General features: G+C 37.5%; 15 protein-coding genes. 3 read left to right on the top strand and 12 right to left on the bottom strand.

All coding sequences use genetic code 11. The annotated features are described in order from the left end of the window. Nucleotides 1-285: 285 nt before the first annotated feature. The 8 genes from D7D53_RS09280 to D7D53_RS09245 form a co-directional block, all read right to left on the bottom strand. Nucleotides 286-1,425 carry an SH3 domain-containing protein gene (locus D7D53_RS09280; protein WP_120770775.1) on the bottom strand — a complete coding sequence of 380 codons (1,140 nt, stop codon included), beginning with the start codon at nucleotides 1,423-1,425 and terminating at the stop codon, nucleotides 286-288. Between the two features lie 88 nt (nucleotides 1,426-1,513). After that, nucleotides 1,514-1,780, bottom strand: coding sequence for a Veg family protein (locus tag D7D53_RS09275; RefSeq protein ID WP_001278169.1), 267 nt, complete (start codon nucleotides 1,778-1,780; stop codon nucleotides 1,514-1,516). A 1-nt stretch (nucleotide 1,781) separates the two neighbouring features. Then, a complete protein-coding gene (dnaB, locus tag D7D53_RS09270; protein WP_120770774.1) occupies nucleotides 1,782-3,134 on the bottom strand; it encodes a replicative DNA helicase in 1,353 nt (450 codons plus the stop codon). A gap of 43 nt (nucleotides 3,135-3,177) precedes the next feature. Further along, nucleotides 3,178-3,630 carry a 50S ribosomal protein L9 gene (gene rplI, locus D7D53_RS09265; RefSeq protein ID WP_120770773.1) on the bottom strand — a complete coding sequence of 151 codons (453 nt, stop codon included), beginning with the start codon at nucleotides 3,628-3,630 and terminating at the stop codon, nucleotides 3,178-3,180. Continuing rightward, on the bottom strand, nucleotides 3,627-5,600 hold the full coding sequence (locus D7D53_RS09260; RefSeq protein WP_120770772.1) for a DHH family phosphoesterase: 1,974 nt from the start codon (nucleotides 5,598-5,600) through the stop codon (nucleotides 3,627-3,629). Before D7D53_RS09260 ends, rplI begins: the two co-directional genes overlap by 4 nt. Nucleotides 5,601-5,735: 135 nt before the next feature. Then, nucleotides 5,736-6,284 (bottom strand): ribosome hibernation-promoting factor, HPF/YfiA family, encoded by a 549-nt coding sequence (gene hpf, locus D7D53_RS09255; protein WP_004255322.1) that lies wholly within the window; start codon nucleotides 6,282-6,284, stop codon nucleotides 5,736-5,738. A 79-nt stretch (nucleotides 6,285-6,363) separates the two neighbouring features. Continuing rightward, nucleotides 6,364-7,026, bottom strand: a complete 663-nt coding sequence (locus D7D53_RS09250; RefSeq protein ID WP_070842124.1) for a ComF family protein — start codon at nucleotides 7,024-7,026, stop codon at nucleotides 6,364-6,366. Continuing rightward, nucleotides 7,023-8,321 carry an ATP-dependent helicase ComFA gene (locus D7D53_RS09245; protein WP_120770771.1) on the bottom strand — a complete coding sequence of 433 codons (1,299 nt, stop codon included), beginning with the start codon at nucleotides 8,319-8,321 and terminating at the stop codon, nucleotides 7,023-7,025. The genes D7D53_RS09250 and D7D53_RS09245 overlap by 4 nt, the downstream gene beginning before the upstream one ends. 56 nt (nucleotides 8,322-8,377) lie before the next feature. On the opposite strand from D7D53_RS09245, the gene D7D53_RS09240 reads away from it, so the two are divergent. From D7D53_RS09240 to cysK, 3 genes are all read left to right on the top strand, one after another. Further along, the gene (locus D7D53_RS09240) at nucleotides 8,378-9,013 is read left to right on the top strand and encodes a YigZ family protein (protein ID WP_049491126.1); all 636 of its coding nucleotides are present in this window, start codon (nucleotides 8,378-8,380) and stop codon (nucleotides 9,011-9,013) included. A gap of 15 nt (nucleotides 9,014-9,028) precedes the next feature. Then, a complete protein-coding gene (locus tag D7D53_RS09235) occupies nucleotides 9,029-9,472 on the top strand; it encodes a PH domain-containing protein (protein ID WP_000863906.1) in 444 nt (147 codons plus the stop codon). Nucleotides 9,473-9,568: 96 nt separating this feature from the next. Next, a complete protein-coding gene (cysK, locus tag D7D53_RS09230; RefSeq protein ID WP_049521100.1) occupies nucleotides 9,569-10,495 on the top strand; it encodes a cysteine synthase A in 927 nt (308 codons plus the stop codon). Nucleotides 10,496-10,620: 125 nt separating this feature from the next. Here the strand turns inward: cysK and tsf are convergent, their stop codons facing one another. From tsf to pcsB, 4 genes are all read right to left on the bottom strand, one after another. Beyond that, nucleotides 10,621-11,661, bottom strand: a complete 1,041-nt coding sequence (gene tsf / locus D7D53_RS09225; RefSeq protein ID WP_000808071.1) for a translation elongation factor Ts — start codon at nucleotides 11,659-11,661, stop codon at nucleotides 10,621-10,623. 77 nt (nucleotides 11,662-11,738) lie between these two features. Beyond that, nucleotides 11,739-12,518: a 30S ribosomal protein S2 gene (gene rpsB / locus D7D53_RS09220; RefSeq protein WP_000268469.1), complete on the bottom strand. Its 780-nt coding sequence runs from the start codon at nucleotides 12,516-12,518 to the stop codon at nucleotides 11,739-11,741. 265 nt (nucleotides 12,519-12,783) lie between these two features. After that, complete coding sequence (locus D7D53_RS09215; RefSeq protein WP_120770880.1) at nucleotides 12,784-13,995, bottom strand: aminoacyltransferase; 1,212 nt, start codon at nucleotides 13,993-13,995, stop codon at nucleotides 12,784-12,786. Between the two features lie 206 nt (nucleotides 13,996-14,201). After that, nucleotides 14,202-15,440 carry a peptidoglycan hydrolase PcsB gene (pcsB, locus tag D7D53_RS09210; protein ID WP_004269801.1) on the bottom strand — a complete coding sequence of 413 codons (1,239 nt, stop codon included), beginning with the start codon at nucleotides 15,438-15,440 and terminating at the stop codon, nucleotides 14,202-14,204. Nucleotides 15,441-15,472: the final 32 nt, after the last annotated feature.

The raw sequence follows: 15,472 nt of genomic DNA, 5'->3' as shown, positions 1-15,472 counted from the left end.
AATCATATTTATATACATTATAAACCTTTTTTTGAGTGAAATCAAGGTATACATTATATTATATATACTTTGTTATTGATATATTATATTTCAAAAACATGGAAAATTCTCAAGAAAGTAAAGCATATTTTACTAGCTTTCTTTTTTCTTTCTTTTCATTCTTTTCATTTTCTATAGTAAATTATAGTTTTGAATTCAATTCAGATATCTTAATTCTTCATAAAAACTCTATTTTAAACAAAAAAACAGGAGATTTCTCTCCTGTTCAGATTCAATTACTTAAAATTAAACCCACTCACCATTATGATTTACAGTATAACCGTCTACTATTGTATTAACAGCTAGCTCACCTGAAGAGTAAGAATAATACCACTTACCAGAAACTTGATACCAGCCTGTTTTCATTGCCCCTGAACTATCCAGATAATACCAAACCCCATTTTCCTTTAACCATCCTGTCTGCATTTCACCAGATGATTTCAAATAATACCAGGTAGAACCATCTTTCAACCATCCCGTCGCCTTAGAACCATCTGATTTGAAATAATACCAACTACCATTTATTTTCTTCCAACCCACAGTCAATCCATTATTTGAACCATGATTAGATTTATTTACTGATTGATTCTGTGACGAAGTCACTCCCTCCAACTGAATATAACGACGATTTCCACTATACGAAATGTAACTTAACCATTTGTAGCCATCTTTTTCAATCACCTGATCATAATGAACACTCTCACCTGGAGAATAATATGCAAGTGGAGTTGCATTCAATAATGGTTGATCTTTAATAGGAGTCTCCACCTTAAAATAATGAGTTCCTCTCATCAAAGATGACGATTGACTGGTCACAACATGATTGCTTGTCGAATCTTTTGAACTGCTTGGGACTTCTTTAGAATTGCTTGATAAATCTTTAAAATGAATAAAACCGGTCATCTTGTTTGCTTTTACAATTCGTTTATTATAATTACCTTTATAATCATAGTTATATTCCTCAATTTCTATATTATCTCCCATCACATTTGAAACCCAAGCAACATGACCATAACCTCCTGCAGTAGACCAAGCAATAGCTCCAATTGCTGGTTTATTATCGACACGATAACCTTCACGACGAGCACGATAACCCCATTCACCAGCATTACCATAAGCTCCTGGAAGCTCAAAACCATTTACTCCACTCAAGCGAAAAGCAGCAAATGAAGTACACTGACGAGAATACATCCTCCACTTATCAATACTCTGACTCCCATTTTTATAATAAGCAGGATAATCATCTCCACGAGCATAAGAACTGTTTGCATGAACACTTTCTCCAGCCGACAACATCAGCCCTACTACTAAAAAAGGAACAACCTTTTTAACTGACTTTCTAATAGAAAATCCTGACTCTGTTACTTTAAATGGTGAACTTTTCATTCTTCCTCCTTGAAAAATAATATAAATCGAAGATTACCTTCACTTAAACTATTCGGAGAAAAAAGAAAAAGTGAGAAAATTTCTCACTTTAGTCAAGATAATGAATCAAATTCTTTTCTGTAAGGATATCTGAGTAAGTGAAGGATTCAACGTAAACATTAGCTTGTTTATCTCCTTCAACGTTCCCAAATTCAACGATAAATAGGGATGGATAAACCTCAATTAGCTTACCCAATCTATTTTTTTGGCGCTTACGACCATTCTCCAAAGTCATTTCTACGACTTGTCCCTCATGTGCCTTGATTTCTTCTTTTATTTTTTTCATCTTGGCTACATCTGTAAATGCATCTGACATCTTATGCCTCCCTCTTTGAGATACTTGAAAATTTATTGTATTCTTTTTGGAAAATTAATTCCACCGTTCCACGAGCTCCACTACGGTTTTTCTCGATAATAACTTCTACCTTATTATTCGGTATGCCTTCCTCTTCTTCTCCACCACGCTCATAGTAATCGTCGCGATAAAGAAAGGCTACGATATCAGCATCCTGCTCAATAGACCCAGATTCACGAATATCAGACAAGACCGGTCTCTTATCCTGACGTTGTTCTACACCACGAGAAAGCTGACTTAGAGCGATTACTGGAACCTTCAGTTCCTTAGCTAAAATTTTCAACTGACGTGAAATTTCTGAAACCTCTTGTTGACGATTTTCCCGACCAGTTCCCGTGATAAGCTGCAAATAGTCTATCAAAATCAAACCAAGATTACCAGTTTCTTGAGCCAGTTTACGAGAACGAGAACGAATCTCTGTAATCCGAATTCCTGGGGTATCATCGATATAGATACTTGCATTAGCTAGATTCCCTTGAGCAATAGTATATTTTTGCCACTCCTCATCAGTCAATTGACCCGTACGGATAGAATGCGATTCCACCAAACCTTCTGCCGCCAACATACGATCCACTAGACTTTCCGCACCCATTTCCAGTGAAAAAATAGCAACCGTTTTGTCCAACTTAGTCCCAATATTCTGAGCAATATTCAAGGCAAAGGCTGTCTTACCAACCGCCGGACGGGCTGCTAGGATAATCAACTCCTCCTCATGAAGTCCAGTCGTCATATGATCCAGGTCACGATAGCCTGTCGCAATACCTGTAATATCGGTCGTTTGTTGCGAGCGAGCTTCCAGATTTCCAAAGTTGATATTCAACACATCTCTAATGTTCTTAAATCCACTTCGATTAGCATTTTCGCTGACATCAATCAGGCCTTTTTCTGCCTGAGCAATGATTTCATCAGCTGGTTGCGAAGCCTCGTAAGCTTGATTGACAGACTCTGTCAACTTGGCGATTAATCGCCGTAGCATAGCCTTTTCTGCAACAATTTTAGCATAATACTCCGCATTAGCAGAAGTTGGCACAGAATTGACAATCTCAACTAGGTAAGACAGGCCACCAATATTCTGTAAATCACCTTGATTATCCAGAATGGTACGAACCGTTGTTGCATCTATAGCATCGCCACGGTCGGATAAATCAACCATAGCTTGGAAAATCAATCGATGGGCATACTTAAAAAAGTCCCGAGACTCAATATATTCTCGCACAAAAACAAGCTTACTCTCGTCAATAAAGATAGCCCCTAAAACGGATTGCTCAGCTAAGATATCTTGAGGTTGTACTCGTAACTCTTCTACTTCTGCCATCAGACTTCCCTTCCTTTTACAATCTTGTCAAGAAAGTGTAAATTTACCCTTCTTTCACACGAAGATTGATCACACTTGTGATATCTTGATAGATTTTCACTGACACATCAATCAAACCAACCGCCCGAATCGGAGCTTGCACTTGGATATGACGTTTATCAATCTTAATTCCAAATTGCTTTTGCAATTCTTCTGCAATCTTCTTATTCGTAATTGAACCAAAAGTACGGCCATCTGGACCAACTTTTTCAACAAATTCTACAACAGTTTCTTCTGCTTCAAGTTGGGCTTTAATTGCTTTTGCTTCTGCAATCATCTCAGCGTGAGCTTTCTCTTCAGATTTTTGTTTACCACGAAGTTCACCTACAGCTTGAGCAGTCGCTTCTTTGGCTAGATTCTTTTTGATAAGAAAGTTTTGCGCATACCCTGTTGGTACTTCCTTAATTTCGCCTTTTTTTCCTTTTCCTTTAACATCTGCTAAAAAGATTACTTTCATTCTTCTTTCTCCTTTTCCTTTATTTCATTTAATACAATTTCTGTCAGTTTTTCACCTGCTTCTGACAAGGTTGAATCCTTAATTTGAGCTGCTGCCAAATTAAAGTGGCCTCCACCTCCCAGCTCTTCCATAATCCGTTGTACATTCAGCTTACTGCGACTGCGAGCTGAGATAGAGATAAATCCTTGTGTATTCTTCGCAAGAACAAAACTCGCTTCAATACCTGACATAGCTAACATGGCATCTGCTGCCTTACTAATAACAACTGTATCATAACATTTCGAGTCCTTAGCCTCTGCTATTAGTACATCTGAACCTAATTTACGCCCTTGTAAAATCAGTTCATTGACCTCACGATATTCTTCAAAATCTGTCGCAGCAATTTCTTGGATAGCAATACTATCACTTCCTCTCGTTCTGAGATAGCTAGCAACATCAAATGTCCGACTAGTCACTCGTGAGGTGAAATTTTTAGTATCCAACATCATACCAGCCATTAAAACACTTGCTTGCATACGACTCAAACGATTCTTCTTAGAATTCTGGAACTGAATCAATTCCGTTACCAACTCACTGGCACTACTTGCACCACTTTCGATATAAGTGATAACTGCATTATCTGGGAAATCCTGATCCCGTCTGTGGTGGTCGATGACGATGGTTTGGGTAAATAAATCATAAAAATCTTTTGATAAAGTTAAAGCTGTCTTTGAATGGTCTACAAGAATCAACAAAGAACGATTGGTCACCATCCCCATTGCGTCCTTAACAGACAACAACTTTGTAACTCCTTCTTTTTCTAAGAATGAAACAGCTCGTTCAATATCCGGCGACATTTGTTCTTCGTCATAAATAGCATAACTATTTTCAGTCACATTGCTGGCAAACAACTGCATACCTACAGCAGAGCCAAGAGCATCCATATCTAGATTTTTGTGACCAACTACAAAAACCTGATCCACACTACGAACCTTATCTGAAATAGCCGTCATCATAGCACGCGTACGAGTCCGTGTACGTTTGATTGAGGCAGCAGACCCACCACCAAAATAAACTGGATTTTTCGTCTCGTCGTTTTCCTTAACAACCACTTGGTCGCCACCACGCACTTCAGCCAAGTTCAAGTTGAGCAATGCAACTTTCCCTATCTCATCATGATTTCCATCACCATAAGAAAATCCCATACTTAAGGTCAAGGGCAACTGTCTCTGTTTCGACTCTTCTCTGAATGCATCAATAACAGAAAATTTATCATTCATCAAGCCCTCAAGCACCGTGTAGTCCGTAAACAGATAAAAACGATCCATACTTACTCGACGGGAGAACATGGCATGCTTCCCAGCAAATTCTGAAACAAAATTGGCTACAAAACTGTTAATATGACTAATGTCAGACTCCGATGTCGCATCTTCTAAATCGTCATAGTTATCAACGGAAACAATTCCAATAACCGGACGACTCGTCACTAACTCAACAGTCGCTTCGTATTCTCCAGACACATCAAAGAAGTAAAGAACACCAGATACCTTGTCCATATGAACCGAATAGCGAGTCTCACCCAAGGTGGCATAAGAACCTGGATTCCCCACAGACGCCTTTATAATTGTTTGAATTAATGCAACATCAATCTCCCCCACTTCATTAGTCAAAATCAATTCAGCGTAAGGATTGAACCATTCAACTTCACCTGACGATAAGTCTAGTTTAATAACTCCGACAGGCATCTGTTCTAACAAAGTTGTCAAACTATCTTCAGCTTGGTGGTTTACATACTGGATTTGTTCTACTTCACTCTTTGAGTAGTAGTCTCTCTGATGGATGAATAGTAAAATATATGAACCCAAAATAAGTAGCAAAAGAAATAGCGTTACCAGTGTATTCGTTACAAAAACAAGTTGCACAGATAGCACTCCGAACGCCACTATTCCTAATATTAAGGGGAAAATAGGACTTACATAAAATTTTTTCATTCCAAACCTCTTGGCACCCATTATACCATAATAACCACCAAAAAGCGACTTTTTAAAAGTGTAATCAGTAATTCTATCAATTATAAGAAAAAGGAGGTTTACAATTTAGTAAACCTTCCTTTACACATATTGAAATTAAGATTCTTTAACTTCTAACAAGCCAATCTCGCCATCTTCACGACGATAAATCACATTGGTTGTCTGATCTTCAACATCCACATAGATAAAGAAATCATGTCCCAACAAATCCATCTGTAGAATAGCTTCTTCCAAATCCATTGGTTTCAAATCAATTTGTTTTGAACGAACAACTCTTGATTGGACAACATTTGTATCTTCCACCAAAGCATCTGTAAATAATTGACTAGTTGCTACCTTATTTTTATTTTTACGCTCGATTTTTGTTTTATTTTTACGAATCTGACGTTCAATTTTATCGGTTACAAGGTCAATTGAACCATACATATCTTGAGACACATCTTCTGCACGAAGAGTAATTGAGCCAAGCGGAATCGTCACCTCCACTTTAGCCGTTTTTTCACGATACACCTTCAAGTTAACTCGAGCATCCAACTCTTGTTCAGCTTGAAAATACTTTTCGATCTTTTCGAGTTTAGAAACTACATAATCACGAATTGCTTCTGTTACTTCTAGGTTTTCACCACGGATACTATACTTAATCATATGAGTACCTTCTTTCTAAACATTTTTGTTTTTCTGATTTCATTATAACGCTTTCATTTTATTTTTGCAAATTTTTTCCTCATCTTACAAGGGAAAATGTTTTTACATCCTCAGCACCAGCTTCTTCCAACAGTTTCTTCACACGATTTATAGTTGTTCCAGTAGTATAGATATCATCTATAAGTAGGATTTTTTTAGGAATAGTGACTCCACTTTTGACAAAGAAGGGAAGTTCTGTTGCCAAGCGTTCTGAACGATTTTTGGAAGAACTAGCTCGCTCTTCTCTCTTCTCTAGTAAGTCTTGAAAAGAGAACCCTGCTGCTTCAACTAAGCCTTCAACCTGGTTAAATCCCCTCTCGAGCAATCTTTCCGGACTTAGGGGAATTACAACAAATTGATACTCTTTGTACTTTTTTAACTCCTCACTTAAAACTGAAGCAAAGACTTTTCTTAAAAGGAAGTCTCCATCAAACTTATACCGACTGAAAAAATCCTTCATAGCTTGATTGTAAATAAAAATCGCTCTATGACTGACTTCAACTCCTTCTTTACACCAAAATTGACAATCTTGACACTTTGTTGACAATCCTGTTTTCATACAGTTTGGACAGTTCTCTTCTCCAATCCTATCAAAAGTAGAATCACAATCTAAACAAAGACAGGAGGCATCATTCTTCAGAAGTAAAAGACTACTGAAAGTTAAAACAGCCTTCATAGTCTGCCCACATAATAAACACTTCATAGACTCGCCTCCTTATTCATCTGTTGAATTTCCTTAATTGCCTTTTTGATTGAAGCATTTAACCCGTCATGGAAGAAAAGCAAATCTCCTGTCGGTCTATCCATGCTTCGTCCAACTCGTCCACCAATCTGAATCAAACTAGATTTGGTAAACAGACGATGGTTGGCTTCTACTACAAAAACATCCACACAAGGGAAGGTAACTCCACGCTCCAAGATTGTCGTACTGATAAGTATTGTCAGTTCTCCATCTCGAAAAGCTTGCACCTGCTCTAATCGATCTTCCGTAACTGAAGACACAAAACCAATTTTCTCATGCGAAAATTCCTTCTGTAAGACTTCTTTCAATTGCTCCCCTTTCTTAATTTCTGAAGCAAAAATGAGTAACGGATAACCTGTCTTTCTCTGTTTCTCAATATAAAACTTTAACTTTGGTGATAAACGATTCTTATCCAAATAGCGATTAAAATCGGATAACCAGACAGGTTTAGGAATAATCAAAGGATTTCCATGAAACCGTCTAGGCAAACTCAATCGTTTTAATTCTCCGATGCGAACCTTCCTATCTAACTCATCGGTAGAAGTTGCTGTTAAAAAGATTCTCAAGCCATTCTTCTTTACACTATTCTTGACAGCATGGTAAAGCGTAGGGTTGTCAACATAAGGAAAAGCATCTACTTCATCCACTATTAGCAAATCAAAAGCATGATAAAATTTTAACAGCTGATGAGTCGTTGCAACAACTAGTGGTGTTCGAAAATATGGTTCTGATTCTCCGTGTAGTAAAGCTATCTCGCAAGCAAAATCATCTTGCAGTCGCTTATACAGCTCCAAACACACATCGATTCTAGGGCTGGCCAAACAAACTGCACCACCTTCATCAATCACTTTGGCCACAACTTGGTAAATCATCTCTGTCTTTCCAGCTCCTGTTACAGCGTGAACCAAGGTTGGTTCCTGCTTATCTACCGCTTGAATCAATCCCTTTGACACCTTCTCTTGAAAAGGAGTTAATTGACCACGCCATTTAAGAACATCTTGCTTCGGAAAATCCTCCTGTGGGAAATAGTATAAAGCTTGATCACTCCTAATTCGCTTCATAATTAAGCACTCCCGACAATAGTAAGCACCGATGGGCAAATACCATTCATCTAAAATAGCACTATCACAACGTTGACAGAAAAGTTTCCCTTTCTCCTTTCTCATTGCTGGAAGTTTCTCCGCCAACTGACGTTCCTCTTCTGTTAATTCATTCTCCGTAAACAACCGACCGAGATAATTTGGATTTACTTTCATACTTCTTTATTCGTAAAAACCTAGCGCTTTAGATAATTTTTTAGTACAATTAAATCATGGAATTTAGAACAATTAAAGAGGACGGACAAGTCCTAGAAGAAATCAAAAAATCCCGCTTTATCTGTCATGCCAAGCGTGTTTATAGCGAAGAAGAGGCTCGTGACTTCATTACTGCCATCAAAAAAGAACACTACAAAGCTACGCATAACTGCTCTGCCTTCATTATTGGGGAACATAGTGAAATCAAACGGACAAGTGATGATGGTGAACCCAGTGGTACTGCTGGCGTTCCCATGCTTGGGGTACTAGAAAATCACAATCTTACTAATGTCTGTGTAGTAGTGACACGCTACTTTGGAGGCATTAAGCTAGGCGCTGGAGGATTGATTCGTGCTTACGCCGGCAGTGTTGCCTTAGCTGTCAAAGAAATTGGCATCATTGAAATAAAGGAACAAGCTGGCATTGCTATTCAAATGTCTTACGCTCAGTACCAAGAGTACAGTAACTTCCTTAAGGAACATGATCTCATGGAACTTGAGACAAACTTTACAGATCAAGTCGATACAATGATTTATGTTGATAAAGAAGAAAAAGAAAATATTAAAGCTGCACTTGTAGAGTTTTTTAATGGAAAAGTCACTTTAACTGATCAAGGTTTACGAGAAGTTGAAGTTCCTGTAAACTTAGTGTAAACAAAGGAGAAAAATATGGCATTTGGTAAATTCATTCAAGGACTCGCTGGTAACTTTAGCGAGCAAAACAAAGAAACTCTTATCAAAGAATATGGACAATATCTACTAGAAAATGAAGAAATTCAAAGTGGATATAAACTGATTCGTGACTCAATTATATTTACAAATATACGTATTATCTTTACAGATAAACAAGGTGCTACCGGTCGTAAGATGTCTATTAAATCAATCTTTTTGATGAACATTGTTAACGTTGAAATGGAAACTGCTGGAGCAGGTATAGATGATAGTGAAATTACTATTACTTATTTAGAAAATGTCTTTCTAAAAGCACATAATGAGCATTTTAATGCTCATAAATTTGAATTCCCTAAGAAAACGGATATCATTCCACTTTACACCTATTTATTAGAATTAGCTTATCACAATCGCTTGAAAATTAACGGCTTAGACCTTTGATATAAAAAAATCCTATCACTTCGATAGGATTTCTATATTTTACAAATGGTATAGATAGCGTTATACTAGAAATATCTTATACAAAGAGGTATTCATATGTCTATTTATAACAACATTACTGAATTAATCGGTCAAACTCCGATTGTTAAACTCAACAACATCGTGCCAGAAGGGGCTGCTGACGTCTATGTAAAGCTTGAAGCATTCAACCCTGGTTCTTCTGTAAAAGATCGTATTGCTCTTAGCATGATTGAAAAAGCTGAACAAGACGGTATTCTGAAACCTGGTTCTACTATTGTTGAAGCAACAAGTGGAAACACTGGTATTGGACTTTCATGGGTAGGTGCTGCTAAAGGGTATAAAGTCGTCATCGTTATGCCTGAAACTATGAGTGTAGAGCGACGTAAGATTATCCAAGCTTATGGCGCTGAACTCGTCCTAACTCCTGGAAGCGAGGGAATGAAAGGTGCTATTGCTAAGGCTCAAGAAATCGCTGCTGAACGTGATGGTTTCCTTCCTCTTCAATTTGACAATCCAGCTAATCCAGAAGTACACGAAAGAACAACAGGAGCTGAAATACTAGCTGCTTTCGGTAAAGATGGACTAGATGCCTTTGTTGCTGGAGTGGGTACCGGTGGAACGATTTCTGGTGTTTCTCATGCACTCAAATCAGCAAATTCTAACATTCAAGTTTTTGCAGTAGAGGCAGACGAATCTGCTATTCTATCTGGTGAAAAACCTGGACCACACAAAATTCAAGGTATCTCAGCTGGATTTATTCCTGATACACTGGATACAAAGGCTTATGATGGTATCGTTCGTGTAACGTCAGACGATGCTCTAGCACTCGGCCGTGAAATTGGTGGAAAAGAAGGTTTCCTTGTAGGGATTTCTTCAGCTGCAGCTATCTACGGAGCAATTGAAGTTGCCAAGAAATTAGGTACAGGTAAGAAAGTCCTTGCTCTAGCACCAGATAACGGTGAACGTTATCTCTCTACAGCACTCTATGAATTTGAAGTGTAGTCTCCTAAATACACTTGGCCCTTATTATAGGGCTTTTTATTTATACCTTAAAAGTAGGAACATCTCCCTATAAAGATTGACTGCATAGAAAAAAGGAAGCAATTTAGCTTCCTTCCTTTTTATTATTAGTTATTCAAGGCTGCTGCCATTGTAGCTGCAACTTCAGCTTCGAAGTCGTTTGCAGCTTTTTCGATACCTTCACCAACTTCAAAGCGAGCGAACTCAACTACTGAAGCGTTAACTGATTCAAGATATGCTTCAACTGTCTTGCTGTCATCCATGATGTATACTTGTGCAAGAAGTGTGTAAGCTTGGTCAACTTTAGTGTTGTCAAGCATGAAGCGATCCATTTTACCTGGGATGATTTTGTCCCAGATTTTTTCTGGTTTACCTTCTGCAGCCAATTCAGCTTTGATGTCAGCTTCAGCTTGGGCAATCACTTCATCAGTCAATTGTGATTTCGATCCATACTTCAAGTGTGGAAGAGCTGGTTTGTTAACCATTGCACGACTTTCGTTATCTTGGTCGATAACGTGGTTCAATTGTGCCAACTCATCTTTAACGAATTGCTCATCCAATTCTTTGTAAGAAAGAACTGTTGGTTTCATCGCTGCGATGTGCATTGACAATTGTTTAGCAAGCGCTTCATCTCCACCTTCAACAACTGAAATAACACCGATACGTCCACCGTTATGTTGGTAAGCTCCAAAGTGTTGTGCATCTGTTTTTTCAATCAATGCAAAGCGACGGAATGAGATTTTTTCTCCGATAGTTGCTGTTGCAGATACGTATGCAGCTTCAAGAGTTTCACCTGAAGGCATTGTCAAAGCAAGTGCTTCTTCATTATTTGCAGGTTTTCCTTCAGCAATAACTTTAGCTGTAGTATTTACCAATTCAACGAATTGAGCGTTTTTCGCAACGAAGTCAGTTTCAGCGTTTACTTCAATAACCGCTGCAACATTACCGTTAACATAAACACCAGTCAAACCTTCTGCAGCAACACGGTCAGCTTTCTTAGCTGCCTTAGCCATACCTTTTTCACGAAGCAATTCAATCGCTTTTTCGATGTCACCGTCTGTTTCTACAAGCGCTTTTTTAGCGTCCATAACACCGGCACCAGATTTTTCACGCAACTCTTTTACAAGTTTAGCTGTAATTTCTGCCATTTTTATTCTCCTATATTTTTAAAAATAGGAGAGCCGGGCTAAGCCCCGCCCTCCTAGGTAATTACTATTTATATAAATTAAGCGTTGTCGCCTTCTACAACTTCAACGATTTCTTCGATTGAATCTGCTTGAGCTTCTGAAGCTACAAATTCTGCTTCAACTGCTACTGCATCTTCACCTTGACGTCCTTCAATGATAGCGTCAGCCAATTTAGCTGTGATCAATTTAACAGCGCGGATAGCATCATCGTTAGCTGGGATGATTACATCGATATCATCTGGATCAGTGTTTGTGTCAACCATCGCTACAACTGGGATTCCCAATTTCTTAGCTTCTTTAACAGCAATTTGCTCTTTATGTGGGTCAACTACGTACATAACATCTGGGATACGAGGCATATCTTCGATACCACCCAAGAATTTTTCAAGACGTGCACGTTGTTTGTTAAGAAGTGCAACTTCTTTCTTAGGAAGAACTTCGAAAGTTCCATCTTCTTCCATACGTTTGATTTCTTTCAAACGAGCGATACGTTTTTGGATTGTTCCCCAGTTTGTAAGAGTTCCACCCAACCAACGGTGGTTAATAAAGTATTGACCTGAACGTACTGCTTCTTCAGCAACTGCATCAGCTGCTTGTTTCTTAGTACCAACAAACAATACAACTGCATCGTTAGCTGCTGCATCACGCATGAAATCGTAAGCTTGGTCAGCGTATTTTACAGTTTGTTGCAAGTCGATAACGTGAATTCCGTTACGTTCGGTGAAGATGTACTTAGCCATCTTAGGGTTCCAGCGACGAGTTTGGTGACCAAAGTGTACACCAGCCTCAAGAAGTTGTTTCATTGAAATTACTGCCATGAGTATTTCTCCTTTTTGTTTTTTTCCTCTTCTTGACTTCAACTCGCAAAACGACCCAAGGGCAACTGTTTCACAATTCATCAAGAATGAGTATTATCGTTCACACGACAAGTTTCATTTTACCATACTTTTTTAATATTTTCAAGTCATTTTAGTAGATTTTTAAAGTAGGTAATTTCTGCTAACTTTCCAACATATACTGCTGGGATGCTCTAATAGCTAAATTTTTTTAAATTTAATATAGTGGCAAAATAATTAGTTTGTCTTATCTACTTCTAAGTTTCTTACGAATTTTATAAGCTAGATTAAACAAAAAATATAATGAACTAGTTGGATAATTAAACTCACCAGCAAATTCCTCGATAGTAGGATTAAACTTGGATTTAAAGCTAATTAACCCACCCTCTAAATTGTTTTCAATTCCACCCATATTATGAGTCTCAGCCCCTCGTTCAAAAGAATGTTGTGCTGTCTCAAACCATGTAGGAATAGCAGGTTGATAGTGTCTAAATTCTTCATTCATTCCAGCATATAAGTTCTCAGAAGTTTTCCCAAATTCGATAGTTAAAGTACCAGACAATGGGACAATACTATCCCCTCTGTCAATATGGTTCTTAAGAAAAGAAATTTCTTCCTTTAATCGTTTTCTCTCTTGCTGATTCTCTTTTATTTTACCTTCTTTCGTTTTATCTGTAAACTTCTGCTCTGTTTTTAGATTCTTTTCGAATTGTTGCTCAACTTCTTTCAGTCTATTAGGTAGATCTAAATAGCTCAGTGTGATAAAGGAGTGATCAGGATAAGTATCCAGTAACTTCTGATAATAATCTTTGCCTCGTAAACTGATATTCTTGCGAGACTCTGTTTTCTTCATTAAAAATGAAAATTCATCTAATAAATCAAGTCCACCAAATTTTACTTCTAATCCTTTATTTCTTGCAGTTCGGATGGCCTGTCTAGTAGACTTAGAAAGTTGATCCAGTGAGAAATTTTCTTTATGAATATTAGCTTGAAAACGTGGTTGTATATTTTCTGCCATATCCTTTGTTAAGCCTGTCCAATAAACTTTATTTTTTTTCAGTTCTTCGACAATTGCTAAAGTCATAGAATTTTGGACAGTTTCTTGGTCAATAAGACCTCTACTTATAAATAAACTTGGGTCAAATTTAACCATTATTGCATGGCTTTTTTTAGCAAGTTTTTTCAACGTTAAAAGAACAAATTTTAGAAGTTCTTTATCTTCATAGTCAATTACTGGACCTCGTGGAATATAAAACATAGAAAGTCCTAATGGTAGCGGCTGAATTAAGATATTTGCTACTCCAACTAATTGATTATCTTTATAAAAGCCAACTCTCTCGTTCCCCCAAGTATCCTTTATCTTGGACCAATCACTACTCTGCAATAAATTTCCTTGAGGATGATTTTCTAAAAATAAATCCCACTCTTTAGCATCAACATTTATTTTATACCTAAACATAACTTCAACACCGACTCCCTTAGAAACCATTTTTTATTAACATGCTACACTCGTACTAAATCTCTACATTTCATTTTACTTTAATTAAATAATTATAAAAATAGAAAATAAATTCAAGTAATTATATAATGAAATTAATTTTTCCAGCACTATACAAAGGGTGAGATTAATAAGATCTCACCCTTTGTATAGTAATAATCAGTATATTAGTTTGGATAAATGTATCTTACAGTACCTCTTGATGCTGTCGGATTAAACCATCCACGATAATTTCCGATTGGTTGAGTTCCACTTCCATCATAGTTACACTCAGAAACTTGAATACGAGTTGATGATTCAACTGCTGTAACAACTGCTACGTGACCGTATCCTCCATCATCCCAACATGCAATCGCGCCAACTTGTGGTGTAGAACCTGTACGGAAACCTGCAGCTGCTGCACTTGCAGCCCATTGACCGCCATTACCCCAGTAATCACCAGCCCATGGTGCTAAAGTTTTTACTCCCCATGTACATTGACCTACAGGATAGCTTGATGCATTTGTACTGTATGTCGGATGTTGTTTCACTGGTGCAGGAGTATAGCTTGTTGATTCCGCTGAAGCACTACTTGAAGATGATTCAGACGAACTAGATGACGAAGAAGTAGTTGATACTGCTTGAACTTCTGCTGTAAAAGTTGTATTCCCAGAAGCAACGACTTTTTGTTGTTGACTTGCTTGTTTAGCTTTATAAGCTGCTTCTGCTTCTGCAGCTGCTTTAGCTTCTGCTTCTGCTGCAGCTTTTTTCTCAAGTAAACTTGCTTTTTCATCCTCTGCAGTAGCCTTTTCAGCAGCAAGATTCAATTCTGCAGCTTTCAACTCAGCTTGTTTTGTAGTTAATGATTGAGCATCATCAGCTAGTTTTTGCTGATTTGCAATAACTGTATTAATTGCATCATTATTTGCTACTTGTTTTTCAGAAATAGCTTTTTTATCTGCTTTTTGTTGTTCCAACATTTTGTTGTTTGCAGATACGATTTCACTCATTGCAGCAACACGTGAAATAGCTTCTGTAATTGATTTTGAGTTTACAATTGTATTAATGTAATTTGTTGCAGCTCCATTTGTTTGAGCACTACGAGCTTGTTTTTGTAATGAATCATTGCGAGATACAATATTCTTAGAAAGTTCTGTAATTTCACCCTCAAGCTTTTTAGATTCTTCTTGTAGTCTATCATTTTCAGATTGCAAGTTTGATTGCTCTGTTTGAATAGCAGATACTTGCTCCTGAACTTGATCAACTTGTTTTTGGGCTTCTTGTTGTTGTGCTGTTAAGTTGCTAATTTTATTATCTTGAGCAGCAATTTTGTCATCAGTAGTTTCTGCATGCGCAGTTGTTAAAACAGCTGCTTGAGAAACCATTACTGTACTTAGTAAAAGTGACGCTAAGATTTTTTTCTTCATATTTCGTAGATACTCCTTCTTTTAAAGACATT

The sequence above is a fragment of the Streptococcus gwangjuense genome (genome assembly GCF_003627155.1).
Lineage (GTDB): Bacteria > Bacillota > Bacilli > Lactobacillales > Streptococcaceae > Streptococcus > Streptococcus gwangjuensis.
The sequence above is the reverse complement of the archived record's forward strand: the minus strand, read 5'-3'. Positions and strand labels throughout refer to the sequence as shown.

Bases quoted from the DNA above. Each gene is read 5' to 3' on its own strand.
- D7D53_RS09280 (WP_120770775.1), bottom strand. From the start codon at position 1,425: ATGAAAAGTTCACCATTTAAAGTAACAGAGTCAGGATTTTCTATTAGA.
- D7D53_RS09275 (WP_001278169.1), bottom strand. From the start codon at position 1,780: ATGTCAGATGCATTTACAGATGTAGCCAAGATGAAAAAAATAAAAGAA.
- dnaB (WP_120770774.1), bottom strand. From the start codon at position 3,134: ATGGCAGAAGTAGAAGAGTTACGAGTACAACCTCAAGATATCTTAGCT.
- rplI (WP_120770773.1), bottom strand. From the start codon at position 3,630: ATGAAAGTAATCTTTTTAGCAGATGTTAAAGGAAAAGGAAAAAAAGGC.
- D7D53_RS09260 (WP_120770772.1), bottom strand. From the start codon at position 5,600: ATGAAAAAATTTTATGTAAGTCCTATTTTCCCCTTAATATTAGGAATA.
- hpf (WP_004255322.1), bottom strand. From the start codon at position 6,284: ATGATTAAGTATAGTATCCGTGGTGAAAACCTAGAAGTAACAGAAGCA.
- D7D53_RS09250 (WP_070842124.1), bottom strand. From the start codon at position 7,026: ATGAAGTGTTTATTATGTGGGCAGACTATGAAGGCTGTTTTAACTTTC.
- D7D53_RS09245 (WP_120770771.1), bottom strand. From the start codon at position 8,321: ATGAAAGTAAATCCAAATTATCTCGGTCGGTTGTTTACGGAGAATGAA.
- D7D53_RS09240 (WP_049491126.1), top strand. From the start codon at position 8,378: ATGGAATTTAGAACAATTAAAGAGGACGGACAAGTCCTAGAAGAAATC.
- D7D53_RS09235 (WP_000863906.1), top strand. From the start codon at position 9,029: ATGGCATTTGGTAAATTCATTCAAGGACTCGCTGGTAACTTTAGCGAG.
- cysK (WP_049521100.1), top strand. From the start codon at position 9,569: ATGTCTATTTATAACAACATTACTGAATTAATCGGTCAAACTCCGATT.
- tsf (WP_000808071.1), bottom strand. From the start codon at position 11,661: ATGGCAGAAATTACAGCTAAACTTGTAAAAGAGTTGCGTGAAAAATCT.
- rpsB (WP_000268469.1), bottom strand. From the start codon at position 12,518: ATGGCAGTAATTTCAATGAAACAACTTCTTGAGGCTGGTGTACACTTT.
- D7D53_RS09215 (WP_120770880.1), bottom strand. From the start codon at position 13,995: ATGTTTAGGTATAAAATAAATGTTGATGCTAAAGAGTGGGATTTATTT.
- pcsB (WP_004269801.1), bottom strand. From the start codon at position 15,440: ATGAAGAAAAAAATCTTAGCGTCACTTTTACTAAGTACAGTAATGGTT.